Source organism: Bacteroides faecis MAJ27, assembly GCF_900106755.1.
In the GTDB taxonomy this organism is placed as follows: domain Bacteria; phylum Bacteroidota; class Bacteroidia; order Bacteroidales; family Bacteroidaceae; genus Bacteroides; species Bacteroides faecis.
Window position 1 is genome coordinate 13,656 of record NZ_FNNN01000038.1, and the last position, 21,076, is coordinate 34,731.

Sequence of the window (21,076 nt, forward strand, 5' to 3'; positions counted from 1 at the left end):
ATGAAATCTATTAAAGAGTTATACAGAATTGGCACAGGTCCTTCCAGCAGTCATACAATGGGGCCCCGTAAAGCAGCGGAAATGTTTGTTGAACGTCATCCGGATGCCGCTTCTTTCAAAGTAACCCTCTACGGAAGTTTGGCAGCCACAGGCAAAGGACACATGACGGATGTGGCCATCATAGATACCTTACAACCTGCCGCTCCGGTAGAAATTGTATGGCAACCCAAAGTTTTCCTTCCTTTCCATCCGAACGGAATGACATTTGCCGCTTTAGATGCAAACAACAAGATATTGGAAAACTGGACAGTTTACAGTATCGGCGGCGGAGCTTTGGCAGAGAACAATGACAACCCGACCATAGAAAGCCCGGAAGTATATGGCATGAACAATATGACCGAAATTCTGCAATGGTGTGAACGTACCGGAAAAAGCTATTGGGAATATGTCAAGGAATGCGAGAATGAAGATATATGGGACTATCTGGCGGAGGTATGGGATACGATGAAAGATGCCATCCACCGCGGACTGGAAGCGGAAGGTGTATTACCCGGACCGCTGAACTTGCGCAGAAAAGCTTCTACCTATTATATACGTGCTACCGGATACAAACAATCCTTACAATCCAGGGGACTCGTCTTCTCGTACGCATTGGCAGTCAGTGAGGAAAATGCTTCCGGTGGCAAGATAGTAACCGCTCCTACCTGCGGCTCCTGCGGTGTAATGCCGGCAGTGCTTTATCATCTGCAAAAAAGCCGTGACTTCAGTGATATGCGCATTCTGCGTGCCTTGGCTACAGCGGGGTTAATTGGGAACATTGTCAAATTCAATGCATCCATCTCCGGTGCGGAAGTAGGTTGCCAGGGAGAAGTAGGCGTAGCCTGCGCAATGGCATCGGCAGCAGCCAATCAATTATTCGGAGGAAGTCCGGCACAAATTGAATATGCCGCGGAAATGGGACTGGAACATCATTTGGGAATGACTTGTGACCCTGTATGCGGTCTCGTTCAAATCCCTTGTATCGAACGGAATGCTTATGCAGCCGCCCGTGCACTGGATGCCAATCTTTATTCAGCTTTTACAGACGGCATGCACCGTGTTTCCTTTGACAAAGTGGTACAGGTAATGAAACAAACCGGACACGATCTGCCATCACTTTATAAAGAAACGAGCGAAGGAGGACTGGCCAAAGATTATCAGCAAATGTAAACGTATTATAGTGACGCTATCCTCATGGGATGGCGTCACTATCCTCTTGTCATAGTGACGCTATCCCGAGATGATACCGTCACTATAATTTCATACTGATAATCAATACGATACAGATTCATTTCATCCCATAGGCGGCCAATTCGTATCGTCACCGTCAGTGATATCCCTTTCATGCAACAATCCACCTTCCTGTGAGAAGTACAATGCAAATTTCAAATTTCCCTGTTTCACCTGAATCACAGACTCAGTCGAATGCTGCGGATACGTCAGTACAAACACATCTGTCACTACCCACGAACTGTAATTGGAATTACGAAAGCCGGTATATACAGCAGGTACTAACTGATCGATACTATCCAGTTCGTTTTCCGTCATTACCCAGTTGGCATTCGCATCGAACCAAACATCCAGCTCGTCACCAGTCACCCAGCAGTCAGCTACATAATAATTCCCTTTCATCTCCCACTCCACATTCTGGGCATTCGGATATAGTTGCTTCAATGCCTCAATAATGTTGGCAGGCGGATTGTACGTTTCATCATCATTGTCATCGCATGCGCTGAAAGAAAGGACAGCCAACATAAAAACGACTGCCCATGCGCCAAACTTAAACTTTAACATAATTAATTCTTAGGATTTAGGTTATATCATACATTCACTTAATCATCCGCTTTCAGGAATTTTCCTTTCTTATCAAATTTGAAAGAAACACCGGTACTTAGTTCCACCTCATACCCTTTCCGGTCGCGCTCCACTTTCGTCACAGGTTCTGTGAAGTTATGCTCCTTCAGATAGCTGGCAGCGAATGAAGGAACGACGCTTGCCGGAACAGCCTGTCCTTTCTTTGTGCTTACTTCCTCCCAGTTACCTTTACTATCAAAATCTATTTCCGTACCGTCCATCAATAACACTTCATATTTTGTAGACTCCATCATATCTTTATCAATCTTGATATGAGCCACCTGAGGTTTGGTAAAATGACGGTTGATAAAGTTGCGTGCCGGAAGCGGCAGTTGATTCATGTCTTTTGTAATCACATCGCCGGCAAATGAGAACTGTATAGCTACAATAGCCATCACAAGCAAAGATAAAATTTTCTTCATAATCGTTATTCTTTATCGTTAATACTATATCTAATAAGTTTTATACTGCAAATAACGATACAGATTTAGGAAAGATTTGGGAATAATCAAAGATCACATTCTTTTTTGTGTTCTTTAACTTTCAGCCCGGAATCTGCTCCACAAAAAAATCCGGATGCCCACATGGAAACATCCGGATTGCTCTCTTCACCTTAACTTATAACCTTAACTATTTACCTATTTATCTTTCTGAATATCCTGCCAGATTATAACATACGGGAACGGTACTATCACCTACACGGTAAATTCCGAACTTAAAGTAATAGCCATCTTCGTCGTTACGTCCAATCAAAATCTTCTCATTATCCACAATGTGTTTGCTCACTTTCATCCCCTTCTCCTGATAATCCATCTGTACATCCAGCATGCCCGGCTTCACAATCGTTTCAGCTTCTTTACCATATACCGTCCAGTCGATATGAACACGGAAAGTAATCCAGCAATCTTTCGGAAAATCGGCAAAAGGCAATTTATAGGCAATGGTTGATGCCTTATACTCAGAAGTTACAGGTTTCATAACGGGGGTCTTCCCCGGGTTTGCATTGCAACGGTCATCTTTGTCTGTCAGCCATTTACGGTCGGAGTTCGCTTTGATATAAAACATGCCTCCTGAAAATCCGAATGCCAATGGCGGATATCCTCCTTGTTCTACCAACCATCCGTTGGGCTTTCCTGCTTTATATACAGGATTTCCATTTTTATCTTTTACCGGATTACCCTGTTTATCCAGTTTGGCTACTTTTTCGTGTCCTGCATTCTTCTTGAAGAAAGTCGTTTTTTCCAATTCTACAAATTCATCAATAGTCAGTTTCTTCACTTCCCCCTGGGGAGTTTGAACCAAGGTACGGTCAGGCATTCCATGCCATTGGGCAAAGATGGTAGATACATTACTGTCCAGAGAAGAAGGAATATAAACCGAAAACTCATAGTCACGGGAACTTCCTTGCGGACAAGCCCCCTTTCCGTGGTGATAAACTGTTTTTGTAATCTGCGCTTTCTGATAAACATCAGCCGGCAATCCCTTGAAATCGTCAGAAGTTGCATAGCAGTATGAAAATTCGGCACGTCCCTTCGTTTCGCCTTTCGCATACCCTTCCAGTGTGTTGTCTTCGGTCTTCAACTCAAAACGGTAGGAAGGTTTTCCATCAAACAAGTGAGTATAATCACGTTGAATGGCATGAGGTTTATTCGTTCCGACAGCTACCCAACAACCATCAATAATCTGATTGGCACGTGCAGAATCAGCCTGTACGTTGACCCGTTCGGTGAGTGGCACCAGTGTTTGCGTATTTTTAGTTTGAGCAGTCAACATTACGCAGCCTGCCGCCATCATATAAATAACCAAAATGTTTTTCTTCATTCTATCCGGTATTAAGTTTATCGACGGTGCAAAAATACAAAAGGCAACCCTTACGGCTGCCTTTCGTTTGTCTCAAATGCTTTCACATTTGTGCAATTCTTCTGTCAGAAATGTCTTATACTCCTATCTACAGGCTTAATCAGCCGTTTCTTCCGGATAATCCTCTTCAAGCATATCCACTTTCTTGATGCTCATTTTTCCATCGGCTGAAACTGTAATGGAGAGCGGGACATACAAGTCTGTCTGCGGATAGCAGACACTGGCCGCGTAAACGATTCCTTCCGGCGTGGTCTTATCATATACAATTCCTTCGAGTACGGACTTTGAAAGGAAGTTCGCATCGACTACGGATGAAAAATCATTCTTAGTAAATGTTTTATTAAGTACGTTCTCGCCTCCACGGGTGATACGCAACACTATCTTATTGTCTACATAGGTATCCCCCATTTCATTGGAGACGTGAGGCAGACTCTCGTCGGGAGTACGCGAAACCAGCGAGTGATAATCTTTCCCCTTAAATTTAATATCAGTTTCAGCTTTCGAACTTTGCATACGCTGCAATCCATGAGCGTCTACACTGTCTTGCGTTGCCAACACTGATTCTTTATTTGAACTTCCGTTCTTACCGCCACAGGCAACTACTGTCAGAGCCAATGGTAACAAAAGCAGATAAATTAGCTTTTTCATTCCGAACTATTCTGTTTAATAAATATAGAGCAAAGGAACAAAAAGACGGGGAGATTTACAAGTGTAACCGACATTTTTCCTACATTTGCAATCAAGAGTGCTAATATTAACACAACAATTAGAGATTTAATGCCTTGCAAACCTGACATCATGTATCAACGAATCATAGTCATTCTTTTTCTCCTTTGTGCATGTTGCATTCAAAGCAGCACCGCCTATGGACAAAAAGTAAATTACCAGCAATTCGACAATATTTATCTCGGTGCTGAAGCATCAGTGGTCAGTTGTTTCCTTCAAGACAGCGAAGGACTGATATGGATAGGTTCCAACAAGGGATTATTCAGTTATGACGGTTATTCCACACAGCAGCATTTCACTTACGGAGAAATCAATAACACCCGTATCTATTGCGGTGTCATTATAGATAACACCTATTTATATATGGGTACGGACAACGGAATCCTAATCTACAATTACCGGACTGACCGCTACGAACAACCGGCAACAGACTTTCCGACAGATGTACGCACAATGGCACTTCAAGGAGACACCCTGTGGATAGGCGCATTAAATGGCTTATACACCTATCAGCTGCAAAACCGGAAGCTAAGTCCTCTCGACACAAAGCGCAACGGACTACCCCATAATACCATCTACTCCATTATCCGCACCGGAGACAATCAGATTTATGTGGGAACCTACAACGGGCTGTGCCGCTATATTGCCTCAAACGGGAAATTCGAAAAGATTCCCCTTCCCGTCAATAGCAGCCAAAGCAACCTGTTCGTCAATTCCTTGCTGGAAGATACGGGCCGCCAATGTATCTGGATAGGTACGGAAGGTTACCTTTTCCAGTATTTTCCATCAACCGGACAGATGAAGCAGACAGAAGCCTTCCATAACAACTCGATCAAATCACTGGCTCTGGATGGAAATGGAGATCTGCTGGCAGGTACGGACAACGGCCTGTACGTCTATCACAATGATGTCACTCCTCTACAGCACATCATTCACGATTCCCGCAATATCCAGTCGTTGACGAATAACATCATCTGGAATATCTTTGCCGATCAGGAACATAACATCTGGCTGGGTACCGACTACGGCATTTCCCTTTCACGCTACAACAGCGCCCTGCAATTTATTCCGATCTCACAAATTACAGGTACGGGAGACGGAAATCAGTTCTACTCCCTGTTCCGCGACTCAAAAGGTTTCTACTGGTTTGGAGGTACCAACGGATTAATCCGCTTCACCGATCCTGCCGGAGACAAGCATAACGCTATCTGGTACAGAATGGGTGACAAGACTTATCCGTTATCACACAACCGTATCCGGCATATTTATGAAGATAAGGAACAGCAGCTATGGATAGCTACCGACGGAAGCATCAACCGTTACGATTATGCAACCCGCCAATTCGTGCACTATAACATTGTAGACAGTACAGGAACATATAACACCAACTGGACTTATTATATGTTCGAAGACAATGCCGGACATCTGTGGATTTCAACCTGTCTGGGAGGAATCTTTGTAGTAGACAAGCACAGGCTGATGCAGTCTGCCTCCGGACAATATGTAGCCGAACAGAATTACTCCGTCCACAACGGACTGTCCGGCATGTTTATCAACCAGATTATTCCCGATAATGAAGGCAATGTATGGGTGTTGCTCTACAATAATAAAGGGATAGACAAAATTAATCCCCGCACACGGGAAGTGACGAAATTATTTGCTGACGAATTAAACGGAGAGAAAAGCCCCAACTACCTGTTATGTGATGAGGACGGCATGCTCTGGGTAGGGTTCCATGGCGGTGTCATGCGTATCAATCCCAAAGACGAGAGCCAGCAAAGTATCTCTTTCGGAAGTTTCAGCAACAACGAGATTCTGTCCATGACTTCCGTAAAGAATCACATCTGGGTGTCCACTACCAACGGACTTTGGATAATCGACCGGAAAACAATGGATGCCCGGCTGCAGAATATGACAGACAAGCGCTTCACAAGCCTGCTATTCGATCCGAAAGAGAATTGCATTTATCTGGGAGGAGCTGACGGCTTCGGTATCTCACACCCCGATATACAAACCATACACCAATCGGAACGCCCGATCCTGTTGACTGCCTTATACATTAACAATCAACTGGTATCACCACGCACCAGAGAGGACGTGCCCAATATCCGATATACCAACTCGATCGAATTAAAATATAATCAGAATAACCTGTCATTCGAATTATCCGATCTTCCTTATTCACTGGATGAGAAAAACAAGTTCGTTTATCGTCTGGAAGGAATGGACAAAGAATGGAACTTCCTGAAATCCAATATCAACCGCATTACATACAGTAATCTGAGCTACGGAAATTATCAGCTTATTATCAGCAAACTGGGAAAAGACGGTCAGCCGTCCGACCAGCCTTATATTCTGAATATCCGGATTCTTCCGCCGTGGTACTATACAATATGGGCAAAAGCCATCTATGTTTTACTGCTGCTTAGCCTGATTGCATGGACAATCAACTTCTTCCGGGTAAAAAACCGCCTGAAAGCAGAACGCAGGGAAAAAGAGAAGATTCTGGAGCAGTCCCGCCAGAAAATGGCCTTCTTCACCAACCTGTCCAATGAATTAAAGACGCCTCTCAGCAGGATTATTGCTCCCATCAGCCAATTACTTCCGGCTACAGAGGAAGCGCATGAGAAGCAAACACTGGAAGAGGTTCAGCGCAACGCCATGAAAATAAACTCGCTGATTCATCAGGTACTCAACTTCAACCGGATTGAAGACAATAAAGATTCATTGCTTATCCTGTCGCGCATCGAACTGGTATCGTTCAGCCGCAGTCTATTCTCTGTATATGAAGAAGACAAACGGTTCACTTTCCATTTCGAAGCAAACAAAGCAAAGATTTATGCCGATATGGATGCGATCAAACTAGGAGTGATACTGGATAATCTATTGTCGAATGCCGTCAAGTTTACCTCCGAGGGTGGAAATATCCGTTTATCCCTTTTCTATCGGCAAGAAAGCGGTCTGCTGGAAATTTGCGTATCCGACACAGGAGCAGGTATCCCGCAACAGGATATTCCTTATATCTTCCAACGTTTCTTCCAGTCACCTCATAGCGGCAGCAAAGAAGGTACCGGTATCGGGCTTTACCTGGTAAAGACTTACACAGAACTGCATGGTGGCTCTATCAACGGAGTCACTTCCGAAAAAGGAAAGGGAACTTCCATCGGACTGAGTATTCCGGTCGCCGCAGTAGAAGAGGATGAAATACCGGCCGCACAGTCTAAAAAGCAGTTAGAGTCTCTTCCCGTACTTAAACCGATCGAAGCCGAGTCACAGGATGAGAAATTCCTTTCGAACATCATCCGTCTGATCGAAGATCACCTCTCCGATGCAGACCTGAACGTAAATGCACTTTGCGAACTGTCGGGAATCAGCAACAAGCAGATTTACCGGAAGATCAAACAACTGACCGGAATGTCTCCGGTGGAATATATCAAATCTATCCGAATGAAGAAGGCTGCCATGTTACTGCAACAAAAGAAATTCACCGTTGCCGAAGTGATGTATATGGTAGGCTTTTCCAATCACTCTTATTTCTCCAAATGTTTTCAGGCTGAGTTCGGAAAAACGCCGCGCCAATACCTGAATGATGAGTTGTAGGGGCATTTCAGGGCATTTCGTCCTATTTTTATCCTTATATGTCCAATCTGTGCTTTTATTAAAATGACAGATAATCTATCTTTGCCGCTATCAACAAACCAGTAAATTTGATAGCATGAAAAGACAGTTTATTCTTACCTGCATTTGCCTGTTATTCACCTTTGTCGGCACACAAGGGAAAACGACTTCCATACCTACTATATATATAGATGGAAACGGAGTGATGCGTTGGAGCGACACTCATCGGGAAGCTTCCTTCTTCGGTGCAAATTATACTACCCCTTTCGCTCATGCTTACCGTGCTCTCGGATACTTGGGAGTAGACCGTAAGGCAGCTATAGATAAAGATGTGTACCATCTTTCCCGACTGGGATTCAATGCCTATCGTATTCACTTATGGGATGTGGAACTGACAGACGGAGAAGGAAATCTTTCAGAAAACGATCATCTGGACCTGATGGACTACCTGATTGCCAAACTGAAAGAACGGAATATCCATATCGTGATTACCGCACAAACAAACTTCGGGAACGGATATCCCGAACGGAACGAGCCGACAGGCGGCTTTTCTTATAAGTACGACAAATGCAGCATGCACTCCGAACCGGAAGCTATTGCCGCACAAGAAAGATATCTCTATAGTTTGGTGAGACACACCAATCCCTACACCGGACTGGCTTACAAGGACGACCCGTCTATTGTAGGATTTGAAATAAATAACGAACCTTGCCATTCCGGCACAAAGGAAGAAGTAAAAGCCTACATCAACCGAATGCTGAAAGCCATACGCAAAGCCGGCAACCGGAAGCCTGTATTCTACAATGTAAGCCATAACGAATGGACAGTAGAGGCATACTATGACACCGATATCAAAGGAACGACTTACCAATGGTATCCCATCGGTCTAGTATCCGGACAAACACAACAAGGGAACTTCCTTCCCTATGTAGACCGCTACGATATTTCATTTGCCGATAAAGTAAAAGGCTTCGATAAGAAAGCCCGAATGATTTACGAATTTGATCCGGCGGATATCATGTACTCTTATATGTATCCGGCTATGGTCCGCACTTTCCGCACAGCCGGCTTTCAATGGATTACCCAGTTCGCGTATGACCCAATGGACATTGCCTACGCGAATACCGAATATCAGACACATTTTCTGAATCTCGCCTATACCCCGCACAAGGCAATCAGCATGAAAATAGCTTCCGAGGCAGCACAAAGCCTGAAGAGAGGCGCATCTTACGGAAGTTATCCACAAGATACGTTGTTCGGTGAAGGTTTCCGGGTAAGCTATACAGAAGACCTCAGCGAACTGAACAACGGAAACAAATTCTATTACTCCAATACCACCCGTACGCAACCCAAAGATGCCTCACAACTGGTATCCATCGCAGGGTGTGGAAGTTCTCCTGTTGTGCGCTACGAAGGTACAGGCGCTTATTTCATAGACCGTCTGGAAGACGGAGTATGGAGACTGGAAGTGATGCCTGATGCAATCATCGTCAATGATCCGTTCGCCAAACCTTCGCTGGAGAAAGAAGTAGTGACCATCGCTTACGGTGCCTGGGACATGGCCTTGCAACTTCCGAACCTGGGAAATGCATTCACCCTTTCCGCCATTCAATCGCCGGCCAATTCAACACTTGCTTCCTCCGCCCACAGAGAGAACAGCAGAAAAGAGGAAGTGAAAGACGGAGTGATTCACTCCCTCCGTCCGGGCGTTTACCTGCTGCAACGCAAGCATTGTGTGCCGAAGCAAAACTGGACAGCCGATTCGCAATGGAATACGATCAGACTGGGCGAATACGCGGCTCCCGCACCACGGGCAACGAGTTACCGGGTTATGCATACACCTGCCACCACTGTGGAAGCCAACAAACCATTGAAGATCACAGCACAGATAACAGGTCCGGAATTTCCCGACTCCGTCATCATTTACACCGACAAGATCTCTTTCTGGAACGACCACAATCCGTCCGTCAAGATGCAGCGCACAAACGGCTATACATATCAGGCAACGATACCCGCCGAAGAGATAAAAGAAGGTTATTTCAGGTATAACATCATCGTCTGCCGGGGCGACAGTACCCGTACTTATCCTGCAGGGAGTTCCGCTACAGGAAGTTCTTCCGGTACAAACGGAAATCCGCTGGACTGGGACTACACCCTCAGCCAATACTGGACTACCCGTGTAGTCGCCCCAGGTAGTGCGATACAGTTACTGACTGTAACAGATACCCATAGCCGGATAGAAGCCTATACACTCCCCGAATGGAACGAGCTTCACCGGAGTTTAACCGATTCATCTCCGACAGAAAAACCATTGCTCCGGTTCACCTTTACATCGAAAGGAGAGAATCCGCAATACTTCCTTCGCACATTTGTCAAAGATAAGATAGACGGAAGAAAAGGCAAAATAAAAGATTGTACCGTCCTCTGTATCCGGGTTAACCGGGCGAAGGCTCTTCCGGAAGGAATCAGTGCCGGTTTCGTTACATCGGACGGATACACGTACAAAAGCCCTTGTCCTTCTCCCTCACCGGAAGGAATCATACGAATCCCTTTGAACCGGTTGCGTCAGACAGACACGGCATTGCTTCCGGTAGCTTATCCCGTCTTCCTGAAACAGTACTTCCAGCCGGAAACGGAAATACCCTTCCAGGCGGAGAAAATAGAAAAGCTGGAAATATCAATGCCGGGCAATGCCAGACCGGTAACAGAGATCGAGCTTGGAGAGATCTGGCTGGAATGATACTATTAACCGATATTTCAATAAAATAAATCTATTATCAATTACACAATAATTATGAACAGTAACATCTTAAATCTACGCCATCTGACTGTACTATTCATCTTATGTACAGCCTTTCTTGGAGGCGCAATTCCTGCCTTTGCCCAACAGGGAGGCAAGAAAATGACCGGACAAGTGATCGATGAGAACAAAGAACCGATGATCGGAGTGAGCATTCTCATTGTAGGAACATCAACGGGTACAGTGACCGACTTTGACGGAAACTACACTCTGAATGTACCGAAAGACAGTAAGGAACTACAATTCTCTTACGTAGGATACGAAACTAAAGTGATAGCTATCCCCGCAAACGGCAACGTACTGAATGTACAAATGAAAAGCGACTCACAAGTACTGAGTGATGTAGTAGTCATCGGATACGGAACGCAACGCAAAAGTGACCTGACCGGTTCGGTGACGAATGTCAGCAGCAAAGACTTCAACATGGGACTGGTAAGTTCTCCCGAACAACTGATTAACGGAAAAATCTCCGGTGTACAAATCATGTCCAACAGTGGTTCACCTACTTCCGGAAGTACGATCCGTGTACGTGGAGGAGCTTCACTGAATGCAAGTAACGATCCGCTGATCGTATTGGACGGTGTGCCTCTGGAACAAGGAGGTATCAGCGGTAATGACGGCAATTTCCTGAGCCTCATCAACCCGAATGATATTGAAAGCATGACGATTCTGAAAGATGCCTCTTCAACCGCGATCTACGGTTCGCGTGCATCCAACGGTGTCATCCTTATCACTACCAAGAAAGGAAGTTCGGACAAAATGAAAATCACATTCAGCACTACCAACTCTATTCAGACCCGTACAAAGTTAGCGGACATGTTGAGTTACGACCAGTTCGTGAATACCATCCGGACACAAGGAACGGCTGCCCAACAAGCCTTGTTGGGGACAGCCCGCACCGACTGGAACGATGAAATATACCAGAATGCCTTCGGAACGGACAACAACCTGAGCATTACCGGAAAGATTGCTCCGAACTGGCCCATCCGCGTATCGGTAGGTTACTACAACCAAAGCGGTCTGCTCCGTACGGACAATGCCGAACGATACACCGGAAGTGTTACGCTCAACCCTTCTTTCTTTAAAGACCATCTGAAGTTGAATATCAATGCGAAAGGTTCCATCAATAACAACACGTTCGGTAATACGGAAGCCATCTGGGCAGCTTCTACCATCAATCCGACCATTCCGGTTTATTCCGGCCTGGACACTTTCGGAGGATATACAGAGGCGGTAGACAATACCGGTGCACCGGTAAACGGAGCAGTAATGAACCCGGTAGGTCTCATCCAAATGAACGACTCGCATAGTAATGTCAGACGCTTCATCGGAAATATCGATGCGGATTACCGTGTCCACTTCTTCCCCGATCTGAAACTGCATGCTACGATAGGTTATGATTACGCACAAGGTAAAGGGAGTGTATATGTTCCGGCAGAAGCTGCACAAAACTACACCACTTCCGGCCTGGATTACAGCTACGGTCCGCAAAAGAAAGAAAACCGTCTGCTGACTTTATACGCCAACTACAATAAACTGGTAGAACCGATCAAGAGTAGTTTTGACGTGACAGCCGGTTATGACTATCAGTACTGGAAAGCAACCAACCCTCTTTACAGTGAAATGAATACGCTCGGAGAAGTGCTGAAAACTTCGAAAGCAACCGATGAACGCCATGTACTACTCTCCTACTACGGTCGTCTGAACTACTCGTTCGACTCACGCTATATGCTGACTACCACCGTACGCCGGGACGCTACTTCCCGTTTTGCCAAGAATGTGCGCTGGGGTACTTTCCCTTCGGTAGCACTGGGATGGAGAGTGACGGAAGAGTCTTTCCTTAAAAACAACAAAGTACTCAGCAACCTGAAAGTTCGTGCCAGCTACGGTGTGACCGGTCAGCAAGACGGTATCGGCAACTATAACTATCTGCCCATCTATACTATCAGCCAGAATGGTGCCGAATCTATCATGGGTAATGATTACATTTATACTTACCGTCCCAAATCGTATGTTTCCGACTTGAAATGGGAAACGACTACTTCATGGAATGCCGGTTTCGACTTCGGTTTCCTGAAAGACCGTATTACCGGTAGTTTCGACTACTACACCCGCAAAACGGAAGATCTGATTGCAACCGTCCCCGCTGCAGCCGGAACGACTTTCGACCGTAACATCACGACTAACGTAGGAAATGTAGACAGCCAGGGTATTGAGTTCAGCCTGAACGCAACACCGATACAAACCAACGACTGGAACTGGGATCTCAGTTTCAATATGACCTGGCAGAAGATGAAGGTGAAAAACCTGTCGCTGGCTGCCGGAGCTGCTGCTACCAACACTTCCGTAGGTCCGTATATCGACAGCTATCAGGTACAGACATTAAGTGAAGGATATGCTCCTTACATGTTCTACGTTTACCACCAACTGTATGATGAGAAAACCGGTAAACCGGTAGAAGGTGCCTATGTAGACCTGAACGGTGACGGAGAAATCAATACCGAAGACCTGTATCGCTACCACTCTCCTGCTCCTGACTATATTCTTGGCTTCAGCACCTCACTACGCTGGAAGAAATGGACATTGAGCACCAGCCTGCGTGCCAACATCGGCAACTATGTATACAATGCAATGGCGATGAACACCGGAGCCTGGGAAACGGTAAGCTACAACTCTTATCAGTTGAACAACCTGTCGACGAGCTATCTGAAGACCGGTTTCCAGTCCCGCCAATACTTGTCGGACTACTATGTAGAGAATGCTTCGTTCCTGAAAATGGACAACCTCTCACTGAACTATAATTTCGGTGAAATCTGCAAAGGATGCAGCCTGAATGTCAGTGCTATGGTACAAAATGTATTCTGCATCACCAAATACAGCGGTGTAGACCCGGAAGTACCCAACGGCGTAGACAACTCTTTCTACCCGCGTCCACGTACCTTCTCACTCAACGTAGGTTTCAACTTCTAATTACTTAAAAAAGCGCATTATGAAAAAGATATTTTATACAGCCTTCTATTTTTGCAGCGCACTGCTGCTAAGTTCCTGCATAGGCGATTTGGACCAGTATCCGCATGAAGACGAAACAGCCGCCAGCATCTACACCAGCGCCGCAAACTATAAAGCCGTGTTAGGGAAAATCTATACGGCAATGGTAACTACCGGACAAGAAAAAAGCGGTGATCCGGATTTGAGCAGCAACAGCGGACAGGACTACATGCGTTGCTTCTTCAACCTGCAGGAATGCGGTACGGACGAAGTAGCCTCTACCTGGTTGTCCGGTGACAACGTGACCGGCCTCACCTACCTCAGCTGGGATGCCAACGACCCGTGGGTATCGGATATGTATTACCGTATTTATTACAACATTGCATTGTGCAATGAGTTTATCCGCAACGCTACCGACGAAAAGCTGGCACAGTTTACGGAACAGGAACAAAGTGAAATCCGTCATTACCGTGCCGAAGCCCGGTTTATGCGTGCACTGTTCTACTATCATGCACTCGACCTGTACCGTAACATTCCGTTTGTGACGGAGAATGACCCGACAAGCGGTTATCTCCCTCCACGCTATACAGCCGCACAGATTTTCAGTTATATCGAAAGCGAACTGAACAGCACCGTGAATGATATGCTCGACAAAGCGAATTGTCCTTACGGCCGTGCTTCACAGGGAGCTGCATATACCTTACTGGCTAAACTCTATCTGAATGCGGAAGTGTACACCAATACTTCCAAATATACCGAATGTATCAGTGCCTGCCAACAGGCAATCGCTCAGGGATATTCTCTGGAAGACGATTACAGCAGCCTGTTCAATGCGGATAATGACAAGCGCACTGCCAATGAAATAATCTTCACCCTGCCGGTAGATGCTACGCATACCGTATCATGGGGTTCTTCCACCTATATCATTTGCGGTGCGGTAAGTAATACTTCCGACAAGCAAGTACCCGAAGACTATGGAGTGAAAAGCGGCTGGGGTATGTTCCGCGTACGCGGTGAAATACCAGCTCTGTTTACAGGAGAGGCTGACCAACGCTACTTATTCTTTACCGACGGCCAGACTCAATACCTGGATAAAATAGATGATCAGTCAAACGGCTTTTTTGTAACGAAATGGACCAACCTTACAGATAATGGTCAAACGGCTTCCAATACAGCCGACGGCGGTGTGAACACCGATTATCCCCTGTTCCGTCTGGCAGACGTATATCTGATGATGGCGGAAGCCGTTGTACGTGGCGGCACAGGAAGTGACAGAGGAACGGTATTGGGCTATATCAACGAACTTCAGAGACGGGCATACGGTGACGATGAGCACAAAATAGCAGATTCCGACCTGACTCTTGACTTCTTGTTAAAAGAACGCGCCCGCGAACTTTACTGGGAAGGACACAGACGTACGGACCTGATCCGCTACGGCATGTTCACAACCGACAAATATCTGTGGCAGTGGAAAGGCGGCGAGAAAGGCGGTACAGCCGTAAACAGCAAGTACAATATCTACCCGATACCGAATACGGAGCTTACAGCCAATCCGAACCTGTATAATGAAAATTATTAATTATCCTCTAATACGAACGATATATGAAAACAATAAATAGTCTGATCCTCTCTCTGGCAGCCCTCTTCGTACTGGGTGCCTGCGAAGAAGACGGAGATAAATATTACTTGTCGAGCCTGACAAGCAATGAACTCATTGCTTCGACAGACAACATCGTACTGACCGAAGCGACCGCACAGAAGAATGTGTTATCGCTGGCATGGACAGACCGTACACTGGCTATCAGCAATCCGAACTTTAAACCGACTAATTTGCTGAAAACCGCCATGCAAGTCTCTTTGAGCGAAGACTTCTCGGGTACTATCGTAGAGTCTGCCGAAACCTCCCTTTCGAAGACTTACAACGGTGCCGAACTGAACATTGTCGCTAATAATCTGGGAGTGGAAGCCAACGTGGCCGCAAAATTCTACTTCCGCCTGAAAGGAACGACGGGTAACAACATCGATCCGGCTTATAGCAACGTGGAAGCAGTAACCATCACCCCGTATGAGCTGGATATGCGCTTTGCCAACGTACTCGACCAGAATGCGACTGCCACAGGAATGACCCTGTTCTCCGCCAATACCGACGGTATATACAAGGGCTTCGTCGGTGTAGAGGGCTGGTTCAACTTCCTGGTGCAGGAAGCCGACGGTACCATCTGGAGAAATGACAACGAGACCGGAATGCCGTTCCTGCTCACTACAGCCGGCGACTGGAAGTGCTGGTTCCCCGGAACTGCCGGTTGCTACTATATCACATTTGATACCAACAGCAAGCAATGGAACGGACTGCTGATTCCTTCTTTAAATGTCAGCGGAGACATCAATGCCACCATGACATTCGACCGTACCAGCCGGAAATGGACCGCTACATTCAATGCGGATGCAACCGGAACAATCACCGTCCGGATTGACGGAACCGGTAAACTGTATGACCATACCTGCGCCAACCTCAACGACAATGGCGGTTATGACATCGACGATACAAAAGCCAAGGACACCCCTGTCGCATTCAGTGGCAGCAACGCTGCATTGAGCTTTGGAGAAACTGCCGGAGATATCACTGTCAATGTTCCGCAAACAGGAGAATGTACACTGAGCATCGACCTGAGTAATCCGCAGCAATGGACAGCTACCGTAGAGAAAGGCGGCTCCGTAGAACCGGAACCCGAACCGGAAGAAGGACAATATCTGTATCTGCCGGGAATCGGTCCGGACACTGAATGGGCATACGACCACAAAATAGAAGTCTATTACAAAGAAGAACAGAAGTATGCCGGCATCGTAGACGTTAACTCCAAATATGGAAACTATGCGATGACCTTATTCTCATCGGGCAATGAGTGGGATACCAGCAGAATGTACACCATCGCCAAGGATGATGCTGCCAGCACAGCCGAAAGCGGTACGCTGATTAACGGACAAGGCACTAACATTCCTGCTCCCGATGCCGGACTGTATCTGTTCGATGTATCTCTGAAAGAGCTTACTTATAAGACGTATGCTCTTGGCGACAATATCTATTGTTACTACGGAATAGAGAATGACAACAGCTTCAACCCGATTGCAAGCACCGGAACTGCCGGCGAATACTCCGGTACCATCACACTGGCGACAGATTCCAAATGGGGAGCCAAATTCTATGTAGAAAATGCATGGACTGCTTTCTACGGAGGAAGCGACGGCAAGCTATATTACAATGGCGATGGTATCATGCTGAAGGCTGGTACTTATACAATTACAGTGAACCTGATTGACGGAACTTATTCCGCCGTTCAGCAATAACCTTTAGATAACGAAGAACAATGATGAAACAATTCAAAAACATATTGATGGCTTCCGCACTGTTGTGCGGAGCCTTCTTCACCGCTTGCGACGACAACGATGAAAAGCCGGTATTTCCGGAAAATCAAGAGAACGTGTATGATATGTCCGGCTTCGCCAAAGGAGCGGACGTCAGCTGGCTGACAGAAATGGAGAAATCAGGCTACAAGTTCTATGATGCCGAAGGCAACGACCACGAATGCATGTCCCTGCTCCGCGATCTGGGAATGAACTCGATCCGCCTGCGTGTATGGGTAAACCCCGACCAGGGATGGTCTGAAAACGAAGGCTATTTCAATCCCGAAGGCTGGTGCGACAAAGACGATGTTGTGACCAAAGCATGGCGCGCCCACAATCTAGGTTATCGTATCATGATCGATTTCCACTATAGCGACATCTGGGCCGATCCGGGACGACAGGAAAAACCTGCTGCCTGGGCAGACTTGTCTTTCGAGGAATTGCAGAAAGCTGTAGCCGACCACACGACTGATGTTCTGAGTGCCATCAAAGCAAGAGGCATCGATGTGGAATGGGTACAGGTAGGCAACGAAACACGTTCGGGCATGCTGAAACCCGACGGAGCGGCCAGCAGCGGAAACACTGCCAACTTTGCCAAACTGGTAACTTCCGGTTACGATGCCGTCAAAGCAATCTATCCGCAGGCAAAAGTGATTGTACATATCGACGAAGGCAACAATCCCAACCGCTATATCTGGCTGTTCGACGGACTGAAAGCAGACGGTGGCAAATGGGATGTAATCGGCATGTCACTCTACCCTGATCCAGAGACACAGGACTGGCGCAAGCTGAACAACGACTGCATAAGCAACATAAAAAATCTGATCGAACGCTATAATACTCCGGTCATGATGTGCGAACTCGGCATTAACTGGAATTACGAAGAAGCAGAAGCATTTTTTACCGACTTCGTGACAAAAGCGAAAGAAATAGACCAATGTCTGGGCGTATTCACCTGGGAGCCTCAGTGCTACGGTGGTTGGAAAGGGTATCACAAAGGTTTATTTGACGACAGCGGCAAGCCGACTTCTGCATTTAATGCCTTCAAACGATAAATTTATTGAATCCTTTTCATAACTTTACCCCGAATCCCTAATTTATATACCTGAAAAAGAGAAAATGAACATGAAACACCAAAAACAGTTGCTAACTGTACTTTTGATGAGCGCAGCCAGTATGCTGCAAGCACAGCGCAGCGAAACGCTACTCGAAAAGAACTGGAAATTCAGTAAAGGAGATTTTCCGGAAGCTGCGCAGACTGACTACAACGATACTAAATGGGAATCGGTCGTTATCCCACATGACTGGGCCATCTTCGGACCTTTCGATGTGAAGAACGACCTGCAAAATGTAGCAGTCACACAGAACTTTGAGAAAAAGGCATCACTGAAAACCGGACGTACCGGAGGTCTTCCATATGTCGGAACCGGATGGTATCGCACCAGTTTCGATGTTCCCGCCGACAAGGAAGTCACTCTCTTGTTCGACGGAGCAATGAGCGAAGCGCGTATATACGTCAACGGACAGGAGGCTTGCTTCTGGCCTTTCGGCTACAATTCTTTTCATTGCAACGTTACCCCTTTCCTGAATAAAGACGGAAAGAACAATACACTGGCGGTACGCCTGGAAAACCGTCCGCAGTCTTCACGCTGGTATCCGGGAGCAGGTTTGTACCGCAATGTACATCTGATTGTGACGGACAAAGTCCACGTCCCCGTATGGGGTACGCAGATCACCACTCCCCATGTCAGTGATGAATTTGCCGCCATACGCCTGCAGACAAAGATAGAGAATGCCGGCGAAAAGACGGAAATCCGTATAGAGACAGAAATCCTGTCACCGGATGGAAAGGTAGTGACACGTAAAGAAAACAAAGGACGCATCAATCACGGGCAGCCGTTTGAACAAAACTTCATCGTCAATGCGCCTCAACTCTGGTCGCCGGAAAGCCCCGCTCTCTACAAAGCCGTATCCAAAGTGTATGCAGACAATCAGCTGGTAGATACCTACTCTACCCGTTTCGGTATCCGCAGCATTGAATATATTGCCGACAAAGGTTTCTATCTGAACGGAAAACACCGCAAATTTCAGGGGGTATGCAATCACCATGACTTAGGTCCGTTGGGTGCAGCCATCAACGTAGCGGCACTTCGCCACCAGCTCACACTCTTGAAAGACATGGGATGCGATGCCATTCGTACTTCCCACAACATGCCGGCTCCCGAACTCGTGGAATTATGTGATGAAATGGGATTCATGATGATGATCGAACCGTTCGACGAATGGGACATCGCCAAATGTGAAAACGGATATCACCGTTACTTCAACGAATGGGCAGAACGCGATATGGTGAATATGCTGCACAACTATCGCAACAATCCTTGTGTGGTAATGTGGAGCATCGGCAATGAGGTTCCCACCCAATGCAGCCCTGTCGGATACAAAGTTGCGAAGTTCCTGCAAGACATCTGTCATCGTGAAGATCCTACCCGCCCCGTCACCTGCGGCATGGACCAGGTATCTTGTGTGCTTGCCAACGGATTTGCCGCCATGATCGATATTCCCGGTCTGAACTACCGCGCCAACCGCTATCAGGAAGCATACTCCAAACTTCCGCAGAATCTCATTCTGGGTAGTGAGACCGCTTCTACCGTAAGTTCACGCGGAGTCTACAAATTCCCGGTTGAGGATAAGAAAAGTGCGATATACGACGACCATCAATGTTCTTCTTATGATGTAGAGGCTTGTTCGTGGTCAAATATCCCTGACGAGGACTTTGCATTGGCAGACGATTACCACTGGACCATAGGACAGTTTGTATGGACCGGCTTCGATTACTTGGGTGAGCCTTCTCCTTACGATACCAATGCCTGGCCCAATCACAGTTCCATGTTTGGCATTATCGACCTCGCCAGTTTGCCCAAAGACCGCTATTACTTATACCGCAGCATATGGAATAAGGAAGCGGAAACACTGCATATCCTGCCGCATTGGACATGGCCGGGACGCGAAGGTGAAGTAACTCCAGTATTTGTTTACACCAACTACCCTGCTGCCGAACTGTTTATCAACGGCAAAAGCTATGGCAAACAAAGCAAGAACAACAGTTCATTGAAGAGCCGTTATCGCCTGATGTGGATGGATGCTGTATATGAACCGGGTGAAGTGAAAGTAGTAGCCTATGATAAAGACGGAAAAGCAGTAGCAGAAAAAGTGGTCCGTACAGCCGGCAAGCCTCATCACATCGAACTGGTCAGCAACCGGAATGAACTGACGGCAGACGGAAAAGACCTTGCTTATGTAACCGTGAAAGTAGTAGACAAAGACGGAAACCTCTGCCCTGCCGACAACCGCCTGATTAACTTCTCCGTCAAAGGAGCCGGAACATACCGTGCCGGAGCCAATGGTGACCCAACGAGTCTCGACCTGTTCCATCTTCCGAAGATGCACGCTTTCAACGGAATGCTTACAGCTATCGTACAAACGAATGAAACAGCCGGAGAAATTATTCTGACTGCCAAAGCCGGCGGAGTGAAAGCAGGAAGTATCCGTCTTCTGACGAAATAATCGGTCTACATAAAGAAATATATTTGAAAAATTGCTGTCACCTGTCACCAAACGAGTGATAATAGTCTGATAATTAAACCATAAGACCGTGACAGCAACGTGTGGGGGCTGTGTCAAAACTAAGGCACATCCCCTTCTTTTTTTAATATAAAATAGTCGTTCCTCTTTTTTGTCTATGCGACTATTTTTTCAGTAATTAGGTAATAAGGCTTAATATTCGTC

General features: G+C 46.5%; 12 protein-coding genes. 8 read left to right on the forward strand and 4 right to left on the reverse strand.

The window, feature by feature from the left end:
- On the forward strand, positions 1-1,209 hold the full coding sequence (locus BLW31_RS21930) for an L-serine ammonia-lyase (protein WP_008760393.1): 1,209 nt from the start codon (positions 1-3) through the stop codon (positions 1,207-1,209).
- A gap of 123 nt (positions 1,210-1,332) precedes the next feature.
- Here BLW31_RS21930 and BLW31_RS21935 read toward each other — a convergent pair whose 3' ends face one another.
- The 4 genes from BLW31_RS21935 to BLW31_RS21950 all read right to left on the reverse strand — a co-directional run bounded on the left by BLW31_RS21935 (position 1,333) and on the right by BLW31_RS21950 (position 4,401).
- A complete protein-coding gene (locus BLW31_RS21935; protein ID WP_010537330.1) occupies positions 1,333-1,833 on the reverse strand; it encodes a PepSY-like domain-containing protein in 501 nt (166 codons plus the stop codon).
- Between the two features lie 38 nt (positions 1,834-1,871).
- A complete protein-coding gene (locus tag BLW31_RS21940; RefSeq protein ID WP_010537329.1) occupies positions 1,872-2,315 on the reverse strand; it encodes a PepSY-like domain-containing protein in 444 nt (147 codons plus the stop codon).
- Between the two features lie 220 nt (positions 2,316-2,535).
- Entirely contained in the window at positions 2,536-3,714 is a 1,179-nt protein-coding gene (locus BLW31_RS21945; protein WP_010537328.1) for a heparin lyase I family protein, read from the reverse strand.
- Positions 3,715-3,849: 135 nt separating this feature from the next.
- On the reverse strand, positions 3,850-4,401 hold the full coding sequence (locus BLW31_RS21950) for a DUF4738 domain-containing protein (RefSeq protein ID WP_010537327.1): 552 nt from the start codon (positions 4,399-4,401) through the stop codon (positions 3,850-3,852).
- Between the two features lie 150 nt (positions 4,402-4,551).
- Between BLW31_RS21950 and BLW31_RS21955 the strand changes: the two genes are divergently transcribed.
- The 7 genes from BLW31_RS21955 (at position 4,552) to galB (ending at position 20,854) form a co-directional block, all read left to right on the forward strand.
- Positions 4,552-8,079 carry a two-component regulator propeller domain-containing protein gene (locus BLW31_RS21955; RefSeq protein ID WP_010537326.1) on the forward strand — a complete coding sequence of 1,176 codons (3,528 nt, stop codon included), beginning with the start codon at positions 4,552-4,554 and terminating at the stop codon, positions 8,077-8,079.
- Positions 8,080-8,194: 115 nt separating this feature from the next.
- Complete coding sequence (locus tag BLW31_RS21960; RefSeq protein WP_010537325.1) at positions 8,195-10,837, forward strand: cellulase family glycosylhydrolase; 2,643 nt, start codon at positions 8,195-8,197, stop codon at positions 10,835-10,837.
- Positions 10,838-10,891: 54 nt separating this feature from the next.
- Positions 10,892-13,867 carry a SusC/RagA family TonB-linked outer membrane protein gene (locus BLW31_RS21965; RefSeq protein ID WP_010537324.1) on the forward strand — a complete coding sequence of 992 codons (2,976 nt, stop codon included), beginning with the start codon at positions 10,892-10,894 and terminating at the stop codon, positions 13,865-13,867.
- Between the two features lie 19 nt (positions 13,868-13,886).
- Positions 13,887-15,464, forward strand: a complete 1,578-nt coding sequence (locus tag BLW31_RS21970; RefSeq protein WP_010537323.1) for a RagB/SusD family nutrient uptake outer membrane protein — start codon at positions 13,887-13,889, stop codon at positions 15,462-15,464.
- Between the two features lie 23 nt (positions 15,465-15,487).
- Entirely contained in the window at positions 15,488-17,230 is a 1,743-nt protein-coding gene (locus BLW31_RS21975) for a DUF5114 domain-containing protein (RefSeq protein WP_010537322.1), read from the forward strand.
- 23 nt (positions 17,231-17,253) lie between these two features.
- Positions 17,254-18,342, forward strand: coding sequence for a glycoside hydrolase family 53 protein (locus BLW31_RS21980; RefSeq protein ID WP_029425438.1), 1,089 nt, complete (start codon positions 17,254-17,256; stop codon positions 18,340-18,342).
- A gap of 64 nt (positions 18,343-18,406) precedes the next feature.
- The gene (gene galB / locus BLW31_RS21985; protein ID WP_010537320.1) at positions 18,407-20,854 is read left to right on the forward strand and encodes a beta-galactosidase GalB; all 2,448 of its coding nucleotides are present in this window, start codon (positions 18,407-18,409) and stop codon (positions 20,852-20,854) included.
- The last annotated feature ends 222 nt before the right edge of the window (positions 20,855-21,076 follow it).

What these genes read in the sequence shown, in the direction of transcription:
- BLW31_RS21960 (WP_010537325.1), top strand. Translation starts at nt 8,195, where the DNA reads ATGAAAAGACAGTTTATTCTTACCTGCATTTGCCTGTTATTCACCTTT.
- BLW31_RS21955 (WP_010537326.1), top strand. Translation starts at nt 4,552, where the DNA reads ATGTATCAACGAATCATAGTCATTCTTTTTCTCCTTTGTGCATGTTGC.
- BLW31_RS21950 (WP_010537327.1), bottom strand. Translation starts at nt 4,401, where the DNA reads ATGAAAAAGCTAATTTATCTGCTTTTGTTACCATTGGCTCTGACAGTA.
- BLW31_RS21980 (WP_029425438.1), top strand. Translation starts at nt 17,254, where the DNA reads ATGAAACAATTCAAAAACATATTGATGGCTTCCGCACTGTTGTGCGGA.
- BLW31_RS21975 (WP_010537322.1), top strand. Translation starts at nt 15,488, where the DNA reads ATGAAAACAATAAATAGTCTGATCCTCTCTCTGGCAGCCCTCTTCGTA.
- BLW31_RS21940 (WP_010537329.1), bottom strand. Translation starts at nt 2,315, where the DNA reads ATGAAGAAAATTTTATCTTTGCTTGTGATGGCTATTGTAGCTATACAG.
- BLW31_RS21930 (WP_008760393.1), top strand. Translation starts at nt 1, where the DNA reads ATGAAATCTATTAAAGAGTTATACAGAATTGGCACAGGTCCTTCCAGC.
- galB (WP_010537320.1), top strand. Translation starts at nt 18,407, where the DNA reads ATGAACATGAAACACCAAAAACAGTTGCTAACTGTACTTTTGATGAGC.
- BLW31_RS21935 (WP_010537330.1), bottom strand. Translation starts at nt 1,833, where the DNA reads ATGTTAAAGTTTAAGTTTGGCGCATGGGCAGTCGTTTTTATGTTGGCT.
- BLW31_RS21945 (WP_010537328.1), bottom strand. Translation starts at nt 3,714, where the DNA reads ATGAAGAAAAACATTTTGGTTATTTATATGATGGCGGCAGGCTGCGTA.
- BLW31_RS21965 (WP_010537324.1), top strand. Translation starts at nt 10,892, where the DNA reads ATGAACAGTAACATCTTAAATCTACGCCATCTGACTGTACTATTCATC.
- BLW31_RS21970 (WP_010537323.1), top strand. Translation starts at nt 13,887, where the DNA reads ATGAAAAAGATATTTTATACAGCCTTCTATTTTTGCAGCGCACTGCTG.